The 20,829-nt window shown below is 46.3% G+C and carries 14 protein-coding genes and 1 tRNA gene; 12 read left to right on the plus strand and 3 right to left on the minus strand.

Going from position 1 to position 20,829, the window contains the following annotated elements:
• The first annotated feature begins 23 nt into the window (after positions 1–23).
• The 5 genes from clpP (at position 24) to FD971_RS04900 (ending at position 6,414) form a co-directional block, all read left to right on the plus strand.
• Positions 24–653, plus strand: a complete 630-nt coding sequence (clpP, locus tag FD971_RS04880; RefSeq protein ID WP_215335034.1) for an ATP-dependent Clp endopeptidase proteolytic subunit ClpP — start codon at positions 24–26, stop codon at positions 651–653.
• A gap of 26 nt (positions 654–679) precedes the next feature.
• Positions 680–2,038, plus strand: a complete 1,359-nt coding sequence (gene clpX, locus FD971_RS04885) for an ATP-dependent Clp protease ATP-binding subunit ClpX (protein WP_215335036.1) — start codon at positions 680–682, stop codon at positions 2,036–2,038.
• A gap of 178 nt (positions 2,039–2,216) precedes the next feature.
• A complete protein-coding gene (gene lon / locus FD971_RS04890; protein WP_215335038.1) occupies positions 2,217–4,649 on the plus strand; it encodes an endopeptidase La in 2,433 nt (810 codons plus the stop codon).
• 117 nt (positions 4,650–4,766) lie between these two features.
• Positions 4,767–4,842, plus strand: a tRNA-Val gene (locus FD971_RS04895).
• A 105-nt stretch (positions 4,843–4,947) separates the two neighbouring features.
• Positions 4,948–6,414, plus strand: coding sequence for a peptidylprolyl isomerase (locus FD971_RS04900; protein ID WP_215335040.1), 1,467 nt, complete (start codon positions 4,948–4,950; stop codon positions 6,412–6,414).
• A 2-nt stretch (positions 6,415–6,416) separates the two neighbouring features.
• Here the strand turns inward: FD971_RS04900 and FD971_RS04905 are convergent, their stop codons facing one another.
• The gene (locus FD971_RS04905) at positions 6,417–7,067 is read right to left on the minus strand and encodes an arylesterase (protein WP_215335042.1); all 651 of its coding nucleotides are present in this window, start codon (positions 7,065–7,067) and stop codon (positions 6,417–6,419) included.
• 24 nt (positions 7,068–7,091) lie between these two features.
• Between FD971_RS04905 and FD971_RS04910 the strand changes: the two genes are divergently transcribed.
• Genes FD971_RS04910 through FD971_RS04920 form a run of 3 tightly spaced genes read left to right on the plus strand, consistent with a single transcriptional unit; the run spans position 7,092 to position 12,608 of the window.
• On the plus strand, positions 7,092–7,772 hold the full coding sequence (locus tag FD971_RS04910; protein WP_215335044.1) for an ABC transporter ATP-binding protein: 681 nt from the start codon (positions 7,092–7,094) through the stop codon (positions 7,770–7,772).
• A gap of 21 nt (positions 7,773–7,793) precedes the next feature.
• Positions 7,794–11,828, plus strand: a complete 4,035-nt coding sequence (purL, locus tag FD971_RS04915) for a phosphoribosylformylglycinamidine synthase (RefSeq protein WP_215335046.1) — start codon at positions 7,794–7,796, stop codon at positions 11,826–11,828.
• A gap of 3 nt (positions 11,829–11,831) precedes the next feature.
• Positions 11,832–12,608: a spermidine synthase gene (locus FD971_RS04920; protein WP_251368686.1), complete on the plus strand. Its 777-nt coding sequence runs from the start codon at positions 11,832–11,834 to the stop codon at positions 12,606–12,608.
• 73 nt (positions 12,609–12,681) lie between these two features.
• On the opposite strand, the gene FD971_RS04925 is transcribed toward FD971_RS04920, so the two are convergent.
• The gene (locus tag FD971_RS04925; protein WP_215335048.1) at positions 12,682–15,267 is read right to left on the minus strand and encodes a bifunctional aconitate hydratase 2/2-methylisocitrate dehydratase; all 2,586 of its coding nucleotides are present in this window, start codon (positions 15,265–15,267) and stop codon (positions 12,682–12,684) included.
• Between the two features lie 389 nt (positions 15,268–15,656).
• On the opposite strand from FD971_RS04925, the gene FD971_RS04930 reads away from it, so the two are divergent.
• Genes FD971_RS04930 through ftsB form a run of 4 tightly spaced genes read left to right on the plus strand, consistent with a single transcriptional unit; the run spans position 15,657 to position 19,850 of the window.
• Positions 15,657–17,318: a CTP synthase gene (locus FD971_RS04930; protein ID WP_215333184.1), complete on the plus strand. Its 1,662-nt coding sequence runs from the start codon at positions 15,657–15,659 to the stop codon at positions 17,316–17,318.
• A gap of 9 nt (positions 17,319–17,327) precedes the next feature.
• Entirely contained in the window at positions 17,328–18,191 is an 864-nt protein-coding gene (kdsA, locus tag FD971_RS04935) for a 3-deoxy-8-phosphooctulonate synthase (protein ID WP_215333185.1), read from the plus strand.
• Positions 18,192–18,226: 35 nt separating this feature from the next.
• Positions 18,227–19,513 (plus strand): phosphopyruvate hydratase, encoded by a 1,287-nt coding sequence (gene eno / locus FD971_RS04940; protein WP_215333186.1) that lies wholly within the window; start codon positions 18,227–18,229, stop codon positions 19,511–19,513.
• A gap of 13 nt (positions 19,514–19,526) precedes the next feature.
• A complete protein-coding gene (gene ftsB, locus FD971_RS04945; RefSeq protein ID WP_215333187.1) occupies positions 19,527–19,850 on the plus strand; it encodes a cell division protein FtsB in 324 nt (107 codons plus the stop codon).
• A gap of 10 nt (positions 19,851–19,860) precedes the next feature.
• Here the strand turns inward: ftsB and FD971_RS04950 are convergent, their stop codons facing one another.
• Positions 19,861–20,826, minus strand: coding sequence for an Hsp33 family molecular chaperone HslO (locus tag FD971_RS04950; protein WP_215333188.1), 966 nt, complete (start codon positions 20,824–20,826; stop codon positions 19,861–19,863).
• Between the last annotated feature and the right edge of the window lie 3 nt (positions 20,827–20,829).

Here is a 20,829-nt window from a genome sequence, read left to right on the forward strand (position 1 = left end):
TCAATTAATAAAGGTCTGATCACATGAACCAGAATCATTTCCAGTCTGAGAACCTAGAACCCCAAGGCTTGGGTTTAGTTCCCATGGTGATTGAAACCTCTGGTAGAGGTGAGAGGGCCTATGACATTTACTCTCGCTTACTGAGAGAGCGCGTTGTCTTCTTGGTTGGCGAAGTCAATGATCAAACTGCAAATTTAGTGATTGCCCAGCTATTGTTCCTCGAGAGCGAAAACCCAGATAAAGAAATTTCTCTGTACATCAACTCTCCTGGTGGCTCTGTATCTGCTGGCTTGGCGATCTACGACACGATGCAATTTATCAAGCCCCACGTCAGTACTTTGTGCATGGGTATGGCTGCGAGTATGGGTGCATTCTTATTGTGCGCAGGTGAGAAGGGTAAGCGTTACGCATTGCCTAATTCACGCGTCATGATTCATCAGCCATTGGGTGGCGCACGTGGTCAAGCCTCTGATATTGAAATTCAAGCTCGTGAGATTCTCTACTTACGTGAGCGCTTGAACAAGATTTTGTCTGATCGCACTGGTCAAACAATTGAAACCATTGCTAAAGATACTGATCGCGATAATTTTATGTCTGCAGAGCAGGCTCAAGAGTATGGCTTGATCGACAAAGTCATCGACAAGCGCCCTTAATTCGTACCCTTATTTAGATAGCTATCTTGAGCGATAACACTACCAATAGCGCAGAAAAAGTTCTGTATTGTTCCTTCTGCGGCAAGAGTCAGCATGAAGTGAAGAAGCTGATTGCTGGACCATCGGTATTTATTTGTGATGAGTGCATCGATCTCTGTACCGACATTATTCAAGAAGAGCTCTCTAAACTTCCCAAGGCCGAAGGTGACGACTCTTTGCCAACGCCGCATCAGATTCGTGAAAATCTAGATCAGTATGTCATTGGTCAAGATCATGCCAAGAAGACTTTAGCGGTAGCGGTTTACAACCATTACAAGCGCTTACAGCACTTGCCGAAGCCTAAGAAGGAAAAACTCGATAAAGACGGTAAGCCAGTTGAGGTTGCTGATAAGAAAGAATCTAAAGTTCCAGCTAAAGCAATGGTTGACGGTGTTGAATTGGCAAAGAGTAATATTTTGCTGATCGGCCCAACTGGCTCTGGAAAGACTTTATTAGCTCAGACGCTAGCGCGCATGTTAGATGTGCCTTTTGTCATGGCTGATGCAACCACATTGACCGAAGCTGGTTATGTTGGTGAAGACGTTGAAAATATTATTCAAAAGTTATTGCAGGCCTGCGACTACAACGTAGAAAAAGCACAACGTGGCATTGTGTACATCGATGAGATCGATAAGATATCTCGTAAGTCAGATAACCCATCCATCACACGCGATGTATCGGGTGAGGGTGTTCAGCAGGCATTATTAAAGTTAGTTGAAGGCACTATGGCCTCTGTGCCCCCGCAAGGTGGTCGCAAGCATCCTAACCAAGACTTCTTACAAGTAGACACAACAAACATTCTATTTATCTGTGGTGGTGCCTTTGATGGCCTTGAGAAGGTTATTCAGCAACGCACTGCTAAGACTGGCATTGGATTTAATGCCACCGTTCCAGGTAAGGATGATCGCGGTGTCAGCGACCTCCTGATTGAGGTAGAGCCAGAGGATTTAATTAAGTTTGGCCTCATTCCTGAGTTGATTGGTCGTTTACCAGTTGTCGCTACATTGGCCCAATTGGATGAAACAGCCCTAATCCAGATTCTGACTGAGCCTAAGAACGCATTGGTAAAGCAATATCAAGCACTTTTAACCATGGAAGGCTCTGAGCTTGAGGTTCGTCCAGCAGCCCTGTCAGCTATCGCCAAGAAGGCGATTGCACGTAAAACCGGTGCACGCGGCCTGCGCTCTATTCTTGAGGGGTCCCTCATGGATGTGATGTACAACTTGCCATCTTTGAAGAATGTTCAAAAGGTCGTGATCGATGAAAGTACGATTGCTGAGGGTGGAAAGCCCATTTTGGTCTACAAGCAAGCTGACGAATCCACAGAAATGAGCAAAAAAGCCTAATTTTTGGTATTTTTTGCTGTTTTCACAGGGTTTTTGCTCATTTTTCGCATATTTATCCCTTGTTTTTCACTTAGTGGCACCCATATAGGTAGTATCCTATTCCTAAATAATGTCCGTATCTAGTGGTGCGACATTTTTAGAGATTTTTACGGAATGACTATTTTGGAGGAATTGCCCCATGCCTGGCCACTTATTACTACCCTCTGAACCTATTCAACTTCCACTTCTCCCATTAAGGGATGTCGTGGTGTTTCCGCATATGGTTATCCCATTGTTTGTGGGCCGCCCTAAATCAATCAAAGCGCTAGAAGCTGCCATGGAAACTGGCAAAAATGTGCTTTTGGTGGCGCAAAAGACTGCTGCCAAGGATGAGCCTGGAGTTGACGACCTTTATGAGGTCGGTTGCATCGCTAATATTTTGCAAATGCTCAAGCTGCCAGATGGCACCGTCAAGGTTCTGGTGGAAGGTGTGCAGCGTGCAGATGTAAGTCAAGTTGAAGATAGCCAGAGCTATTTCTGCTGCGAAGCTACGCCCAGCCCCATGTCTGCATTAGATGCCCATGAAACTGAGGCACTACGTCGCGCCATCATGGCGCAGTTTGATCAGTACGTAAAACTAAATAAAAAAGTTCCTCAAGAAATTTTGTCTTCTTTGGGCGGCATTGATGATCCAAGCCGTTTGGCAGATACGATTTGCGCTCATCTCCCTGTTAAGCTCGAGCAAAAGCAACGCTTGCTGGAAATGACGGATGTTGTTCAGCGTCTAGAGAGTCTTTTGGCTGATCTCGAAAGTGAGATTGATATTCTGCAAGTGGAGAAGCGTATTCGTGGGCGTGTAAAACGTCAGATGGAAAAAAGCCAACGCGAGTACTACTTAAACGAGCAAGTGAAAGCCATCCAAAAAGAATTGGGTGAGGGTGAAGAGGGTGCTGACCTCGAAGAACTCGAAAAGCGCATTAAGGCCGCTCGCATGCCTAAGGAGGCGCTCAAGAAGGCTGAGTCAGAGCTGAAGAAACTCAAACTCATGTCACCGATGTCTGCAGAAGCAACAGTAATTCGCAACTTTATTGACACCTTGGTGACCCTGCCATGGAAGAAGAAAACAAAGATCAATAATGATTTGACCAATGCTGAAAAAGTATTGGATGAAGATCATTACGGACTGGATAAAGTCAAAGAACGCATCTTGGAATATCTCGCAGTCCAGCAGCGCGTTGATCGTGTCAAGGCTCCAATCTTATGTTTAGTTGGCCCTCCTGGAGTTGGTAAAACCTCGCTCGGCCAATCCATTGCCCGAGCTACAAATCGCAAGTTTGTGCGGATGGCTTTAGGCGGCGTACGTGATGAGTCCGAAATCCGTGGTCATCGTCGCACCTATATTGGTTCGATGCCTGGCAAGATTTTGTCTAGCTTGACTAAGGTCGGTGTGCGCAATCCTTTATTCCTCTTGGACGAAGTAGACAAGATGGGTATGGACTTCCGTGGTGATCCTGCGAGCGCTTTATTAGAGGTTCTAGATCCAGAGCAAAATCACACATTCCAAGATCACTATGTTGAGGTTGACTTCGATCTCTCGGATGTGATGTTTGTTGCTACATCGAACTCATTGAATATTCCTGGTCCTTTATTGGATCGCTTAGAAATCATTCGTCTTGCTGGCTACACCGAGGATGAGAAGACCAGCATTGCGACCAATTATTTAATTCCTAAACAGATTAAAAATAATGGCCTCAAGAAGGATGAGCTGAAGATTGAGGAGTCAGCTGTGCGCAGCATGATTCGTTACTACACTCGCGAGGCCGGTGTACGTTCCTTAGAGCGTGAAATCAGTAAGATCTGCCGTAAGGTGGTGAAGTTACTTCTTCTGAAGAAAGAGGCTGCTCCAGTCACTGTGAATGCTGACAATCTGGAGAAGTTCTTATCGGTGAAGATGTTTGACTTTGGTCTTGCTGCTAAAGAAAACCAAGTTGGTCAAGTTACAGGCTTGGCTTGGACCGAAGTTGGTGGCGATCTACTGACTATCGAAGCGGCAGTGATGCCTGGTAAGGGCGTAATTACTCGTACTGGCTCCATTGGCGATGTCATGAAGGAATCTGTCGAGGCTGCTAAGACTGTGGTTCGATCAAGAGCGCGTGCACTGGGCATTGCTGATGAGGCATTTGAGAAGAAAGATATTCATATTCACTTCCCAGATGGCGCCACACCAAAAGATGGTCCATCCGCAGGTATTGCGATTACAACTGCCTTGGTGTCGGTCTTTACAGGCATTCCGATTCGATCAGATGTGGCGATGACCGGTGAGATTACATTGCGTGGTGAAGTGTTGCCAATTGGCGGCCTTAAAGAGAAGCTATTGGCAGCTCATCGTGGTGGCATCAAGTTGGCTTTGATTCCCGAGGAAAACGTCAAGGATTTGATTGATATTCCTGACAACGTCAAGAATGCAATTGAAATCGTACCAGTCCGCTGGATTGATAAAGTCCTGGAATTGGCCTTGGAGAGAAAGCCCGTTGCTTTGCCGGATCCGACGCCTGAAGAGCTTGCTAAAAAGGCTGCTGAGGCTAGCAAAGCCAATGAAAAAATTTCTTCTGGAGAGGCCTTGAAGCATTGATGTCTAGTGATATTTGAGGGATTTTGAGTCAAATTAGGCGCTCTATTTAAGCGCTATTTGATGAAGAATCTCTCTTTTGCCTCCGCACTAGGTTACAATCTCGTCTGTATTAATTTGGGGCGCTTAGCTCAGATGGTAGAGCGTCTGCCTTACACGCAGAATGTCGGCGGTTCGATCCCGTCAGCGCCCACCAGTTTCCCGGATTGCATTTGTTTTTCTCCTTATAGGCTTTCTAGTTCCTCTAGACCTCCCGCCTAGTACACTCGCATCATTGACTTTATTTTCGAGCGACTAATTCATGTTTGATTCTGTACGTAAGCACCAAAAAATTCTGCAGTTTGTATTGATGCTGTTCATTGTTCCTTCTTTTGCCTTATTTGGCATATCTAGTTATTCCGAATTTATGGATAAGGAGACTGATATTGCCAAAGTGAATGGCAGACCAATCACAGCGCAAGAGATAGATATAGCTGCAAAGCGCCAAGCTGAGCGTGTTGGTGGAAACGTTCAAATTGCACAAAGCTTGCCGTTTCGTCAGGCCATCTTGAATGAACTGCTTCAAGAACGCATTTTAGGATTTGCAGTCAGCGACTTACGCCTGCAAGTGGGTAAGCAAGAACTTGTTAATAGCCTTCAAAAGATTCCGCAGATTCGTGCTTTATATCGTCAAGATGGCACATTCGATAATGTGCGCTTTAAGCAGTTACTCGCTAGTAACGGGATGAATGAAGAACAGTTTTATGCTAGCCAAAGTTTTGACTTAAAAATTCAGCAGTTGGTGAACTCTGTCGCTCGTACAGAGTTAGCTAGTCCAAAATTATCTGAAATTGTTTCCTCTTTATATGAGACTGAAAGACAGGTACAGACTTTACAGTTCAACGCCAAAGACTACTTATCTAAAGTAAACCCAAGCTCCGAAGAGCTGCAGGCTTTTTACGAAGCTAATGCCAAATTATTTGAGCGCCCTGAATATATTGATGTGGAATATATTGTTCTTAAGGCAGACCCTAAAGAAGACTCAAAAGCTTTTAATGAAAAAGCGGATCAGTTTGCAAATATGACTTACGACCAGTCTGATAGCCTAAAACCAGCAGCTGATAAGCTGAAACTCAGCATTCAATCTCAAAAAGGGGTGACTCGCGGTGGCGCACCTGGTGTTTCTAGAGATCATCCTTTAGCTAACCCCAAGGTAATTCAATCCCTCTACGGTGATGAGGCTCTGAAGAACAAACGCAATACTGAAGCTGTTCAAACCGCTCCAGGTGTATTTGTATCTGCCCGGGTGGTGACTTTGCATCCAGCACAGGTTTTGCCTTATCAAGATGTTGCCTCAGAAGTGAAGCGTCAAGTAACTCAGCGTGCTGCTGAGAAACTGGCGACTGCTGCTGCTGGCGAAAAATTAGCTGCGCTTGAAAAAGATCCTAAGAATGCTGCAGGCTTTGGAACGGCTAGCTGGATCTCACGCAACAAGCCTGGTAGCTTAGTTGGCCCATCTATTGATGAAGTGATGTCTATCAACCCAAGTAAATTACCAGCAGTGATATCCGTTTCTAATCCTGGTGTGGGCAGTACGATTTACCGTATTGATCAGGTTCGCGAGGCTCCAGCAGTGGATGCGAAGGCGCATAAAGCTCAAGCGCAACAGATTCAGGCATTGGCAGCGCAATCTGAATTTGCTGGCTTTATGGGTTACTGGCGCAATAGTGCTGGCGTTAAAGTTATCAATCCCCTGAAACAAGCAAGCTCCAATAGTGCAGGCAGCTAGAGCTAAGGCGCTTTCTTCAGTAAGTTACTGTATGGGGCCATTGAGCCCCATACGTTTTTAAAAATAATGCTTTGCGCTTCAACGTTGGGGTGCAAGCGATCAGCTTGAAATAACTCTGGCTTGGTGGCAACCCCCTCTAAGAAAAATGGCATCAGCTCAACACCTTCTTGATTTGCGATTTGAGGGTAAAGATTCTTAAATTGCGTGGTGTAAGTTTGACCATAGTTCGAGGGGATTTGTATACCGCAGAGCAACACCTTGGCGCCAGAGTGCTTACTCATTTGAACCATCTTACGTAAATTGGCTTCCGTTTGGTTTACTGGCAAGCCACGCAAGGCATCGTTCGCCCCAAGTTCAATAATTACTATTCCCGGTTTTTTTTGGGCCAACAAATTGGGTAAGCGACTGAGTCCGCCTGAGCTCGTCTCACCGCTAATGCTGGCATTAAATACGCTCCAAGGGCTCTTGCTCTTGGATAATTGATCTTCCATCAAGTTGACCCAGCCAGTCCCCCTTGGCAGTCCATACTCAGCCGAAAGGCTATCGCCTAAGACTAGGATGGCTGGTTTAACTTGCGCCCAAGAAGAAATGCTCATTAAGAGGCAAAATAGCCCTGTAATAAATGTATTGGCAGTTACAAGCTGATTCCGCATTTTTCCATTCTAGAAACTTTTTACATGAACAAACAGTCTAATTCCATTGTTGCCGATCAAGTGGGCAAGCTTGTGAATACGGCTGATGGTGATCTCAGCATTTTGCATGACTTGAGCTTTCAGATAGCGCAAGGCGAAAGTGTGGCAATCATTGGTGCCTCAGGCTCAGGAAAAAGCACCTTATTAAGTCTTCTGGCCGGCCTGGATCTGCCTAGCACAGGCCATATTGACTTAATGGGGCAAAGTCTTAATGAGTTAGACGAGGATGGTAGGGCACGTTTGCGTGGCCAGTTCGTTGGCTTTGTTTTTCAGTCGTTTCAGTTATTGCCTCATTTAACAGCTTTAGAGAATGTGATGCTGCCACTAGAAATGGCTGGGGTATCACAGTCGGTAGCAAAACAGACTGCTCTGGATTGGTTGGAAAAGGTGGAGCTGGGGCCTAGGGCTAAGCACTTTCCCAAAACTCTCTCTGGTGGTGAACAGCAACGTGTGGCCTTGGCTCGCGCCTTCATAAATAAGCCTGCAATTCTCTTTGCTGACGAGCCTACAGGTAGCCTAGATGAGGCCAGTGGAAATAGGGTGATTGAGCTCCTTTTTGAGCTAAATCGAGAGAATTCTTCAACCTTGGTTCTGGTGACCCATGATCCAGCCTTGGCTGCTCGGTGTGGACGTCAATTACGACTTCAGGGTGGGCGCCTAGCTTAATCAAAACCTTATAATCTTGGCATGTCATCATTCTGTTGCTTGCCCGGGGCAAACGCCCTTTCAGCCTTCCGCCAACAGCGACTTTTAGCTTCGCTCGCAGCCCAAGGAATTCAGCTTGAGTCCATTGTGGCTCAATACCTTCATTTCATTTGGTCTGAGTCTGAGCTCAATGCCAAAGACAAGGAGGTTCTCGAGAGTCTTCTGACTTACGGGCAGCCTTTTGTATCTCAGCTGAAGAGTGGTGGATTCATATTTAGTAAAGCTGTCGATAAACAATCAGCCATATCTATCCCTCGTTTTGGAACCGTTTCACCTTGGGCTAGTAAAGCAACCGATATTGCCCGTCAGTGTGGTTTACATGTTTTGCGGATCGAGCGTGGCGTTCAATATGCTTGGCAAAGCAAAAAATCACTCAGCCCAGAACAAGAGCAAGTCGTTTTGGCTGCCTTGCATGACCGCATGACTGAAGCAGTGATTTTTGAGGTCAAAGAAGCCAGTGCTTTATATCAATCCTTGCCGGATCAAGCTTTTGTCAGAATTCCCATCTTGACTGAGGGTAGAGCTGCATTAGATAAGGCTAATCAAGAATTGGGTCTCGCGCTTTCTGAAGATGAAGTGCTTTACTTGGTTGAAAACTTCATTCGTCTTAAGCGCAATCCAAGCGATGTTGAATTAATCATGTTTGCGCAGGCAAACAGTGAGCATTGCCGTCACAAGATATTTAATTCAAGCTGGACGATTGATGGCGATGATCAAGAAAAATCCCTATTTGCGATGATTCGCAATACGCATCAGCTTCAACCTGAGGGCACGATTGTTGCCTACTCTGATAACTCAGCTGTGATGGTGGGCGCAGAGTCTGAAACCTGGTCCCCGAAAGGTGAGTGCCGTCTTTACGAAAAAGATACTCGCCTAGTACATACCTTAATGAAGGTAGAGACGCACAATCATCCAACTGCAATTGCACCATTTCCTGGCGCCTCTACTGGTGCGGGTGGTGAGATTCGAGATGAAGGTGCAACTGGAGTTGGCGGGCGTCCAAAGGCAGGTCTTACGGGCTTCTCCGTTTCAAACCTGAATATTCCAGGCACCGATTTACCTTGGGAGTCTGAGAAGTATGGCAAGCCAGAGCGCATTGCCACACCTCTCCAAATCATGATTGATGGGCCATTAGGTGGCGCGGCCTTTAATAATGAATTCGGTCGGCCAATTCTCGGCGGTTATTTCCGTGTATTTGAGCAAACATTAGAAGGTGTTCGTCGCGGTTATCACAAGCCAATCATGATTGCTGGTGGTATCGGTAGTATTGATTCGATTCATACTGCAAAGAAACAAATTAAAGCGGGGCACTTGTTTATTCAATTGGGTGGCCCAGGTATGCGCATTGGTATGGGCGGAGCAACTGGTAGTTCTGTTGCAACTGGAACCAATACTGCAGATTTAGATTTCGATTCTGTGCAACGCGGCAACCCGGAGATGGAGCGTCGTGCACAAGAGGTCATCAATTCGTGTATTGCCATGGGACAAAGCAATCCCATTATTTCTATTCATGATGTTGGTGCAGGCGGTATTTCTAATGCATTCCCAGAACTAGCTGATGGTGCTGGCTTAGGCGCGCAATTTCAATTGCGTAAAGTTCCGCTTGAAGAGAGCGGTATGAGTCCTGCGGAGATTTGGTGCAATGAATCTCAAGAGCGTTATGTACTAGCAATCGAAGCCAAAGATTTAGAGTTATTCACATCACTCTGTGAGCGTGAGCGTTGCCCATTCGCTGTTGTCGGCGAAGCAACTACTGAGCGTCAATTGCAGCTGAATGATAGTAAAGAAGCTATCGGTAGCGATGCTGCCATGCCAATTGATATGCCGATGGAGGTATTGCTTGGTAAACCACCACGCATGCATCGTGATGTAAAACGGGTTGCTCAAGAGTTTGAGGAATTAGATGTTGCTGATGTTGATCTAGCTCAATCCATTGCCTGGGTGTTGCAACAGCCCACTGTTGCTAGCAAATCTTTCTTAATCACCATCGGCGATCGCACTGTCGGCGGCCTCAATGCCCGCGATCCATTTGTGGGCCCTTGGCAAGTGCCTGTTGCTGACTGTGCCGTGACTTTGATGGATTACAAGGGTTATCGTGGTGAAGCCATGGCAATGGGTGAGCGAACTCCATTGGCCGTGATTGATGCGCCAGCTGCCGCCAAGATGGCGGTAGGCGAAGCGATCACCAATTTATTGTCTGCAGATATTCGTCGCTTAGAAGATGTCAAACTCTCCGCTAACTGGATGGCTGCTTGTGGCGCCCCTGGTGAGGATGCCAAGTTGTACGACTCAGTCAAGGCCATTGGCATGGATTTATGTCCAGCCCTTGGAATTTCTATTCCAGTTGGTAAAGATTCTTTATCGATGGCGACTGCATGGCAAGACGATGGTCAATCTAAGAAGGTGGTTTCTCCCGTATCGCTCATCATCTCTGCTTTTGCTTCCGTTCAGGACGTACGTAAAACTACGACACCTTTGCTTAAACTTAAAGATGAGTCTGGCTCTGATCTAGAGACTGAATTAATCCTGATTGATTTGGGTCGCTGTAAGAATCGTATGGCTGGAAGTATTCTGGCTCAAGTGCTCAATCAGTCAGGCAAATCCGCCCCCAACGTAGATCATCCGGAAGATCTCAAAGCTTTGGCTGCCGCCATTATCGAGTTACGCAAGGCAGATCAATTACTCGCCTATCACGATCGCTCTGACGGTGGTTTATTTGCCTGCGTCGCTGAAATGGCATTCGCATCTCACACCGGCATTTCCATCAATGTCGATATGATTGCAGTCGATGTCGGTCAAGAAGCTGATTGGGGTGATGCTAAAAACTGGGCGCAACAAGTATCTGGCCGTCGTCATGAGCAAACATTGCGTGCGCTGTTTAATGAAGAACTTGGTGCGGTAATCCAGATTCATAAATCGGATCGGGATGCGGTCTTTGCTGTTCTGCGTAAATTAGGTCTTAGCGCCTATAGCCACGTGATTGCAAAACCCAATACCAACGGCCGTATTGAAATTTGGCGTGATGCTAAGAACATTTTTGCTGAGCCACGCGAAGTGTTGCAGAAGATGTGGGCCAATACCAGCTATCAAATTGCTCGTTTACGTGATAACCCAGATTGCGCTGATAGCGAATTTGCATTGCTCGAGAACATTGCTGATGCAGGCATGTCACCAAAGCTCACATTTGATATTGCAGATGATATTTCAGCGCCATTCATTAATAAGAACGCTAGACCTAAAGTCGCTATCTTGCGCGAGCAGGGTGTTAATTCTCATGTAGAAATGGCTTATGCCATGAATTGGGCAGGCTTTGATAGCTATGACGTTCATATGTCTGATTTGCTTTCTGGTAAATCTAAGCTTGATGATTTCCGCGGTCTGGTTGCCTGCGGGGGCTTTAGTTATGGAGATGTATTGGGTGCGGGTGAAGGTTGGGCGAAGACCATTCTCTTTAATTCTCAATTGCGTGAAGAGTTCTCCTCATTCTTCAACCGCCAAGACAGCTTTGCTTTAGGTGTTTGTAACGGCTGTCAAATGATGAGTAATCTCGCAGGCATTATTCCTGGAGCTGAGGCCTGGCCTAAATTTACGCGAAACCAGTCTGAGCAATATGAGGCTCGCTTGGTGATGACTGAAGTGATGGCATCGCCCTCCATCTTCACCCAAGACATGACAGGAAGTCAGCTTCCTATCGCTATTGCGCATGGCGAAGGCTTCGCCAACTTTAGCCAACAAGGCAATTTAGATGCTATCCAGAAACAGGGTTTAGCTGCCTTACGTTTTGTAGATCACCAAGGTAATCAAACTGAAACCTATCCAATGAACCCGAATGGCTCTCCTGGCGGATTGACTGGTGTCACAACACACGATGGTCGTTTCACAGTCATGATGCCGCATCCTGAGCGCGTATTTAGGGCCGTGCAAATGAGTTGGTCGCCAAGAGAGTGGCTTGATACTCCTGATGGTGCCAGCCCTTGGATGCGCTTATTCCGCAATGCTCGAGTCTGGGCAAAGTAATTCATGTCAGATTTATCTTTGGCTATGGAGCCAGTAACTTTTTCCGAGAGTGGTGGAGTGCGCTATTTGCACTTTGGTAGCGAATTAATTCAAGGCGCAATGCGTATTCGCGATCCAGATGAGATTTATCTGGAATACAACCAGCAAATGATGGCTTGGTTACTATTTTTGGAGACTAAGCCAGGGATGCGCATTGCTCAACTCGGCCTGGGTACTGGTGCCCTTACAAAGTTTGCGCATCGTTATTGCTCTGCTGTAAAAACGACCGTTGTTGAACTTAATCCTTCGGTCATTGTTGCAGCAAGAAGTATGTTTTTTACGCCTGATGATGATCGTCGCTTAGAAACTCTACAAACAGATGCCAAGGCTTTTGTACAAAGCGGCAAATATCAGAATCACTTTGATGCAGTTCAGGTCGATCTCTATGATGCTATCTGTGATGGTCCAGCTGTCAGCTCTCTCGATTTTTATAAAGGCTGTTACGACATTCTTAAATCGCCTGGCGTACTCACTGTCAATCTTTTCTCACGACACAAGAGTTTTGATGTGAACCTGAATAATATTTGTGAAGCTTTTGATGATAGAGTGCTCCTCTTTCCTGAATCACATGATTGCAATGTCGTGGCAATCGCCTTTAAAGGTCCGCTATTAGAGGTGGAGTGGAAAGAGGTCTCCAAGCGCGCCAAATTAATTATGGAGAAAACGGGCTTAGCGACAAATACTTGGGCTTCTGGTTTACATCGTGAGAATGCCCATCAAGAAAATAAACTGTCTATTTGATAGATGATGAATAAGAAAAAGGCGATCAACCGATCGCCTTTTTGTTGCCCCAAGCTTCAGGGCATATTGCTACTTAGATTGTTACTGTGTCAGCAACATCACTAAATGACTTGATCTTGTCGAAGTTCATGTATTTATAAACTTCTCCAGCCTTGGCATTCAAAGACTCAACTTGTTCGAAGTATTCCTGCGGCGTTGGTAGGCGACCTAAGAGTGCAGCAACCGCTGAAAGCTCAGCAGAAGCGAGGTACACCCGAGTATCAATACCTAAACGGTTCGGGAAGTTACGTGTGGAAGTTGAAACCGCTGTAGAGCCCTTGCGGATCTGCGCTTGGTTACCCATACAAAGTGAGCATCCTGGAGTTTCCATACGTGCACCAGTGGCGCCCAGAATGCCGTAATAACCTTCTTCAGTCAGAATCATTTGGTCCATCTTGGTTGGAGGAGCAACCCACAAACGGGTAGGCATATCCTTTTTACCCTGAAGAACTTGACCAGCAGCGCGGAAGTGACCGATGTTTGTCATGCAAGAACCAATAAATACTTCATCGATTTTCTCGCCAGATACTTCAGATAGGAACTTCACATCATCCGGATCATTAGGGCAAGCTAAGATTGGCTCTTTGATTTCGCTCATATCGATTTCGATAACTTCAGCGTAATCTGCGTTTGCATCAGCCTTGAGTAAATCAGGTTTAGCAATCCAAGCTTCCATTGCTTTAATACGACGACCCAGAGTACGCTTGTCTTCGTAGCCATTTGCAATCATCCACTTCATCAAAGTGATGTTGGAGCGCATGTATTCAATGATTGGCTCTTTGCTGAGGGCAATCGCGCAACCTGCAGCTGAGCGTTCAGCTGAAGCATCAGATAATTCAAATGCTTGCTCAACCTTTAGATCTGGCAAACCTTCGATTTCTAAGATACGGCCAGAGAAAACGTTCTTCTTGTTTTGTTTTTCAACAGTCAACAAGCCTTTCTTAATGGCATACAAAGGAATCGCATTAACCAAGTCACGCAAAGTGATGCCTGGCTGCATTTTTCCTTTGAAGCGTACCAATACAGACTCAGGCATATCCAAAGGCATTACGCCGGTAGCGGCAGCAAAAGCAACTAAGCCAGAGCCAGCAGGGAAGGAAATGCCGATTGGGAAACGGGTATGACTATCGCCACCAGTACCGCAGGTATCTGGCAAGAGCAAACGATTTAACCAGCTGTGGATCACGCCATCACCTGGACGTAATGCAACGCCGCCACGGTTCGTCATAAACGCTGGCAACTCATGGTGAGTGCGAATGTCTACTGGTTTTGGATAGGCAGATGTATGGCAGAAAGACTGCATTACCAAATCAGCAGAGAAGCCTAGGCAAGCCAAGTCCTTCAACTCATCACGAGTCATTGGGCCAGTGGTGTCTTGTGAGCCGACTGTAGTCATGTGTGGCTCGCAATAAGTGTCTGGGCGTACGCCTTGACCTTCTGGTAATCCACAAGCACGTCCAACCATCTTTTGCGCCAAGCTGAAACCTTTTTTGTTATCAGGCGGGCTAACAGGAATACGGAATTCTGTAGAGGCTGGCAAGCCAAGTGCTGCACGCGCTTTAGCCGTAAGACCGCGTCCCACGATTAAAGGAATACGACCGCCTGCACGAACTTCATCCAAAATTACTGGTGACTTAAGTGAGAATGCGGCAACTTCTTTTCCGTTCTTAAATGCTTTGCCCTCGTATGGACGTAATTCAATTTCGTCGCCCATATTCATGTCGGAAACATCCAACTCAATTGGCAATGCGCCAGCATCTTCCATGGTGTTAAAGAAGATTGGAGCAATCTTTGTACCCAAGCAAACACCACCAAAGCGCTTGTTAGGAACGAATGGAATATCTTGACCCGTCCACCACAACACAGAGTTTGTAGCGGATTTACGTGAAGATCCTGTACCAACAACGTCACCAACGTAGGCAATTTGATTGCCTTTCTTCTGGAGAGCCTCAATTTGCTTCATTGGGCCACGAACACCAGCCTCGTCTGGCTCAATGCCTGGACGTGGATTCTTCAACATGATGGTCGCGTGCAATGGAATATCTGGACGGCTCCACGCATCAGGAGCAGGGGACAAATCATCGGTATTGGTTTCACCGGTAACTTTAAATACGGTGAGCTTCATGCTTTCTGGCACGGCAGGGCGGCTTGTAAACCATTCAGCATCAGCCCAACTCTGCAGAACGCCTTTGGCCTCTGCATTGCCTTTTTCCGCTAATTCTTGAACATCATGGAAATAGTCAAACATCAACAAGGTTTTTTTCAAAGCTGCTGCTGCAGTAGCAGCGCACTCAGAGTCAGACAGTAGTTCAACTAAGGGCTTGATGTTGTAACCGCCGAGCATGGTTCCCAAAAGCTCGGTAGCCTTAATGCGAGAAATCAAAGGGGACTTTTCGGCTCCTTTAGCAACCGCATCTAAAAACTCAGCCTTTACTTTGGCCGCTTCATCTACCCCGGCAGGCACCCGGTTAGTAATGAGTTCAACTAATTCCGCCTCTTTACCTTTTGGAGGATTTTTAAGTAAACCAACCAGTTCAGCGGTTTGATCTTTAGTCAGGGGGAGGGCTGGAATTCCAAGGGCTGCACGTTCGGCAACTTGGGCGTTGTAGGCTTCTAGCATCGTATTTCCTATCGGGTAAGAGTTATCAACTTAAGGCTCTGCAGGGTGTAATTCCCTATCCAGTCTATTGTAATTGCTAATTCATGTCTTATATAAGACTTAATTACTGAAATAAGTTAAAAAATGTCCCAAAAAAAGGCTAAATAGGGGTTAATTCGGATCTTATGGTGGCTATATGTAATTCACCACAATCAATGGAGGGGGATTTAACTCCCGCAATGGTTGAATTCAATTGGGGACAAAACGATTCCACATTACAAAAAATGGCCTGTGAATAAGTCAATATTTTGATGATGTAGCCACAAGCCTATGGTTTATTGGGAGAGGCAATTATTTATATTGAAAGAGTCGCTATCGTTATAATTACTTTTTCCAACAGAGCTTAAGCGATGACCAAATACGTTTTTGTCACTGGTGGTGTGGTTTCTTCTTTAGGGAAAGGAATCGCAGCTGCCTCGCTTGCCGCGATTCTCGAATCCCGCGGCCTGAAAGTCACCCTCCTAAAATTAGACCCTTATATCAACGTTGACCCTGGGACAATGAGCCCGCTTCAGCATGGCGAAGTCTTTGTTACTGAAGATGGCGCTGAAACCGATCTCGATCTTGGCCATTACGAACGTTTTGTCTCTGCCAAGATGCGTAAAAGTAATAACTTCACTACTGGCCAGATTTATGAATCCGTCATTAGTAAGGAACGACGCGGTGAATATCTGGGGAAAACAGTTCAAGTTATTCCTCATATTACAAATGAGATTCAGGCATTTGTAGAGCGCGGGGCGAAAGCAAGTCACGATGGCAATGCTGACATCGCTATATGTGAAATTGGTGGGACAGTAGGTGATATCGAATCCCTGCCATTCCTTGAAGCAGCACGCCAGATGAGTATTCGCCTGCCAAAACACAGTTGCGCTTTTGTGCATCTCACTTTGGTGCCTTACATAGCTAGTGCAGGGGAGTTGAAAACTAAGCCCACCCAGCATTCAGTACAAAAGTTACGTGAAATCGGCATCATGCCGACTGTGCTCCTATGTCGAGCCGACAGGCCTATTCCGGAAGACGAGCGCTCCAAGATCTCATTGTTCTCCAATGTACGTGAAGAGGCTGTGATATCTGTATGGGACGTTGATACCATTTACAAGATTCCGGAAATGCTTCAAGCGCAGGGCATGGATGATTTAATTTGCCGTGAATTGGATATCGAAGCTAAGCCTGCAGATTTATCCGTTTGGGCAAATTTAGTTTATGAGTTAGCTAACCCGCAGCACGAAGTCACTATTGGTATGGTTGGTAAGTATGTTGAGCTAACCGAATCCTATAAGTCTCTTATTGAGGCTTTGCGTCACGCAGGTATTCACAATCACACTCGCGTAAACATTAACTATATCGATTCTGAAGTCATCGAAAAAGATGGCGTTGATTGTCTTCAGAATTTAGATGCGATTTTGGTTCCAGGTGGTTTTGGTAAGCGCGGCACCGAAGGCAAGATCGCAGCGATTCGTTATGCCCGTGAAAACCAGGTGCCATACCTTGGGATCTGCTTGGGAATGCAATTGGCTGTGATTGAGTTCGCTCGTCATGTTGCAAATATTGCTCAGGCAAACAGTACTGAGTTTGATCCAGAGACAGAGAGCCCAGTGGTTGCCTTGATCACTGAGTGGGTTGATCGCGAAGGTCGTGTTGAAAAACGCACTAATGATTCTGACCTGGGCGGAACCATGCGCTTAGGCTCACAACGTTGTCCAGTTAAAGCAGGTACTCTGGCTCATGAGATCTACGGCGCTGAGGTTAATGAACGCCATCGCCATCGCTATGAAGTAAACAATGTTTACGTACCGCGTCTAGAGAAATCTGGTCTGATTATTTCTGCTAGAACTCCAAATGAGTCTCTACCAGAAATGATGGAGTTGCCTAGCGCCATGCACCCTTGGTTCTTTGGCGTGCAATTTCATCCAGAATTTACATCAACTCCGCGCGATGGCCATCCATTATTTTCCGCCTTTATTAAAGCGTCATTGATTCATCAAGCTGCTACGCAAGAACAAGTCGCCTAGGAGACATAGATGAGTGCATTTAAATTATGTGGTTTTGATGTTGGTCTAGATCATCGATTCTTTTTGATTGCAGGTCCTTGTGTTATCGAATCCGAGCAATCGGCTTTAGATATTGCTGGCGAACTCAAAGAAATTACCGCTTCACTGGGTATTCCATTTATTTATAAATCCTCTTTTGATAAAGCCAATCGCTCATCTGGAACCTCGTTTCGTGGGCTGGGTATGGAGAAGGGTCTTGAGATTCTGGCGCGTGTAAAGCGTGAAATTGGTGTGCCGGTATTGACCGACATTCATGACATTAGCGAAATTGCGCCAGTTTCAAAAGTAGTGGATGTTCTACAGACTCCAGCCTTCTTGTGCAGGCAGACTGACTTCATTCGCGCTTGCGCTCAGAGTGGTAAGCCAGTGAATTTCAAGAAGGGTCAATTTTTATCTCCACATGAAATGCTCAACGTCATTGATAAAGCACGTGTAGCAGCAGCCGAGGTAAATCTTCCAGATCAGTTTATGGTTTGCGAGCGTGGCGCTTCATTTGGTTACAACAATTTAGTTTCGGATATGCGTAGTTTGGCAATCTTGCGCGAAGCAAAGGCACCGGTTGTATTTGATGCGACCCATTCAGTGCAGTTGCCTGGCGGTCAAGGTAATGCGAGCGGCGGACAGCGCGAGTTTGTTCCTGTATTAGCCCGTGCTGCTGTTGCAGTCGGTATTAGTGGCTTATTTATGGAGACGCATCCAGATCCAGCTAAAGCGCTTTCTGATGGTCCAAATGCCGTGCCGCTCAATCGCATGAAAGAACTACTGGAATCCTTAGTTGCGATTGATTCTGTTGTGAAGAAGCCTGGATCATTTTTAGAAGATAGCTTTAAGTAATACCCCCAAATTCATTTTTACTTAGGAGAAGGTGCATGAGCGCCATTGTTGACATCATCGGTAGAGAAGTTTTAGATTCACGCGGTAATCCCACAGTTGAGTGCGATGTATTGCTTGAGTCTGGCGTTATGGGGCGAGCAGCGGTGCCTTCAGGCGCATCCACTGGTTCACGCGAAGCTATTGAGTTGCGTGACGGTGACAAAGCACGTTACTTGGGCAAGGGTGTTCTTAAAGCAGTTCAAAATATCAATATTGAGATCGCTGAATCTATCCTCGGTCTTGATGCTAGCGAACAAGCATTCCTTGATCACACCTTGATCGAGTTAGATGGTACACATAACAAAGCGCGCTTAGGCGCTAACGCAACCTTAGCCGTTTCTATGGCTGTTGCTCGCGCTGCAGCAGAAGAAGCTGGCTTGCCTTTGTATCGTTATTTTGGTGGCTCTGGTGGCATGCAACTGCCTGTCCCAATGATGAATATTGTGAATGGTGGAGCCCATGCCAACAATAGCTTAGATATCCAAGAATTCATGGTGATGCCAGTTGGCGCACAAAGCTTCCGTGAAGCCCTACGTTGTGGTGCTGAAATCTTCCATGAGTTAAAGAAAATTTTAGGTGCTCAAGGTATGCCAACTACCGTTGGAGATGAGGGTGGTTTTGCACCGAACTTTAAGAGCAATCAAGAATGCTTGCAGACCATCATGAAGGCAATTGAGGGTGCTGGATATCAAGCAGGTGAAGATGTCTTGTTGGCTCTTGACTGTGCAGCCAGCGAGTTCTATAAGGATGGCAAATACCACCTGTCAGGCGAAGGTTTGCAACTCTCCTCTAGCGAGTTTTCAGACTACCTCGGAAATTTGGCTGATCAATTCCCAATCGTATCGATTGAAGATGGCATGCATGAGAGCGACTGGGATGGATGGGCTGACATTACTCAAAAATTGGGTAAAAAAATTCAATTGGTCGGAGACGATCTTTTTGTTACCAACACTCGTATTCTCAAAGAGGGTATCGAGAAGGGTATTGCCAATTCGATTCTGATTAAGATTAATCAAATTGGCACACTGACCGAGACTTTCGCTGCGATTGAAATGGCAAAGCGTGCCAATTACACAGCAGTCATCTCTCATCGCTCTGGCGAGACTGAAGACAGTACGATTGCCGATATTGCCGTTGGCACTAATGCAGGTCAGATTAAGACAGGCTCCCTATCTCGCTCTGATCGTATTGCTAAATACAATCAGTTATTGCGTATTGAAGAGGACTTAGGTGATGTGGCTACTTACCCAGGAAAATCTGTTTTCTACAACCTTAAACGTTAATATTTTTTAACTTATGCGGGTCGTCATCTACTCTATGCTGCTATTGCTGATTGCAATACAGTTCCCGCTCTGGTTGGGTAAGGGTGGATGGCTTAAGGTTTATGAGATGGAGAAGCAGCTTGAGTTGCAGCAGGCTAAAAATAGCCTGCTCAGCTTACGCAATGCCAAGCTTGCAGGCGATGTTAAGGATTTGAAGGACGGTACTCGCGCTATTGAAGAGCGAGCTCGTGTAGAGCATGGCATGATCAAAGAAGGTGAGTTCTTCGTTCAGATTTTGCCAACAGAAAAATCAGCTGCAAATGCTGCGGATGGCGTCAAGCCCTCAGCCGCTAAGTAATTCGCAGGGCTTAATGTCCGCTCGATGGCGGCCTTGTAGCATCTGCCAATAAATCAGTTTTAAATACCTGCCTGCAATCTACTGCATCAAAACGATAGGACTTGGCACAGAAATCGCACTCCGTTTCTACGGAACCTTGTTCGGCAAGAATGCTTTCAACTTCCTCTTCACCAAGCATGCGAAGAACATCAGCTACTTTGGTGCGTGAACAGCGGCATCCAAAGCGCACAGGGCGGGGCGGAAAGCTTCGAACGCCACTCTCGCTCGACTCTTCTAAAAAGAGGCGTCGGAGCGTAGTTCCAGGTGGGAGCGTTAACAACTCTTCATTGGTAATCGTTTCACCCAGAGTCTGAATTCTCGTCCATCCTTCAGCGGCAAGCTGAGGGTCGAGATGGACGTGACCCCCAGAATCGGGTAGGCGTTGTAACAGTAGTCCACCGACATGGGTGTCATTAGATGCCAACCATATACGCGTGTCCAATTGTTCAGAGTTCTGCATGTATAGGGCAATAGCTTCAGCAGCACTAGTAACGGGCTTGATGACGGTGCCACGATGCTCCTGAAGAGCCACAATGCCTTGATAGGGGGGTTGTCCAGGCTGACGGTCAGATGGATCCAGTGTAATGACAAGCCGGCCCGTATTATTCGCATCCAGTAGCTCACCCAGACTTGCATTGGGATCAATACTGTCGGCATCAACAGAAAGCTTTACGGTAGCCCGCATTGTCAAATCTGACTTGCACTCCACTACTAAAAGCTGAATGGGGCCCTTGCTTTGAGCTTGAATTATCAAGGTCCCATCAAATTTAAGGCTAGCGCTTAAGAGGGTCGCTGCACCGACGAAGTCCCCCAATAAGCGGCGCACTACAGGAGGGTCATTACGACGCTCTAAAACCGCCTGCCAGGCGCTACTAATGGAAACTATTTCCCCGCGAACCGGGGCGCCATCACACATAAATACAAGTAATTCGTTCATAGG

The sequence above is a fragment of the Polynucleobacter sp. AP-Ainpum-60-G11 genome, from assembly GCF_018688375.1.
Lineage (GTDB): Bacteria > Pseudomonadota > Gammaproteobacteria > Burkholderiales > Burkholderiaceae > Polynucleobacter.